The organism is Halorubrum sp. AD140 (assembly GCF_034497445.1).
GTDB lineage: Archaea > Halobacteriota > Halobacteria > Halobacteriales > Haloferacaceae > Halorubrum.
Genome location: NZ_JAXRUU010000261.1, coordinates 1 through 1,165, shown reverse-complemented (window position 1 = coordinate 1,165; position 1,165 = coordinate 1). Strand labels below are relative to the sequence as shown.

At 73.2% G+C, this 1,165-nt stretch carries 1 protein-coding gene and 1 pseudogene; both read right to left on the bottom strand.

The genetic code is table 11. The features are described 5' to 3' along the window. Positions 1-886 (bottom strand): putative inorganic carbon transporter subunit DabA (locus tag U4E84_RS18035; protein WP_322533445.1); only part of this gene is annotated, 886 nt, incomplete at its 3' end. After that, positions 876-1,165: pseudogene (locus U4E84_RS18030) on the bottom strand (oxidoreductase); the annotation flags it as partial. The pseudogene U4E84_RS18030 and the gene U4E84_RS18035, both read right to left, overlap by 11 nt.

Genomic DNA, 1,165 nt, shown 5'->3' with positions numbered 1-1,165 from the left:
CGACGAGCCCGCCGCGGTAGGTGGCCTCCCACGCGCTCAGGAACGCGTCCGCGATCTCGTCGCTCGGGTCGACCGCCGGACCGCCGGACTCCTCCGACGGCGAGACGTCGACCCCGAACGCGTCCGCCAGTGCGAGCCGGACCGCGAGGTACCCCTCCAGCGAGACCGGGTACGCGGACTGCCACGCCCCCCCGTCGTCGGCGCGGCGCTTGAGCAGGCCGGTCCACCCGGGGAGCGCGGCGAACTGCGCCTCGAAGATCGACCGCCACCGGTCGCGGGGGTACGGCTCCAGCGCCTTCTCGATCGCCTCCGTCGGCGACGCGGGCAGGTCGGCGACGACGCCCTCGTCGGGGATCGCGCCGTCGTACGCTGCCACCGACCGGAACGCGTCGTAGAACCCCGCCTCGCGGTTCGGCATCGGCCACTCTGCCTGTCCCTCGTCGAGGAAGACCGACAGCCACTTCGTCAGCACGCGGTCGACCCGCTCGGCGTCGTCGTCAGCCTCCTCCGTCTCGCCGGCACCGTCCGCCTCGTCCGCCTTCTCAGCGTTCTCCAACCGCTCCAGCAGGGTCCCGGGATCGGCCTCGTACCCCCGATCGGTCAGCCGCTCGGCGAGCAGGTCGGAGTCGATCCGCCCCTCGTCGAGTGCCCTCCGGAACGTCTCCGCGCGCGGGTAGCCGCGGCCGCCGAGGAGGTCGCTCGCCCGGCTCACGGCCTCGTCGAACGGCCGGTCCTCGAAGCCGGAGAGCGGGTTCGCCGTCACGAACGAGTGGGCCGGCCAGACCGAGCCGACGGCGGTCGCGGCCGCGCCGATTTCGTCTTCGGTGGCGCTCCAGTCGTCTTCGGTGACGTTCCGGTCGTCTTCGGTGGCGGATTCAGTGCTCATCGTACTCCTCCGTGGCGGTCAGGACGGTGTTTGGGGCGGGCTGTCCCGCGTTCAACAGCGCGACGTAGAGACGCTCGCTCCGCTCGTGAGCGCCGGTCTCGATCCCGGCGTACGCCGCGAGGAAGGCGACGGCGACGAGCGCGTGGAGCGCGGTCAGTTCCGTCGGGGCGGAGACGAGCGGCAGATCGGCGAGCAGCCCCGAGACGGCCCCGTACGCGAGCGCGTACACGGCGATGGCGGGGAGCGCGACGAGCGGGACCGCCGCGTAGCGGGCCGCCG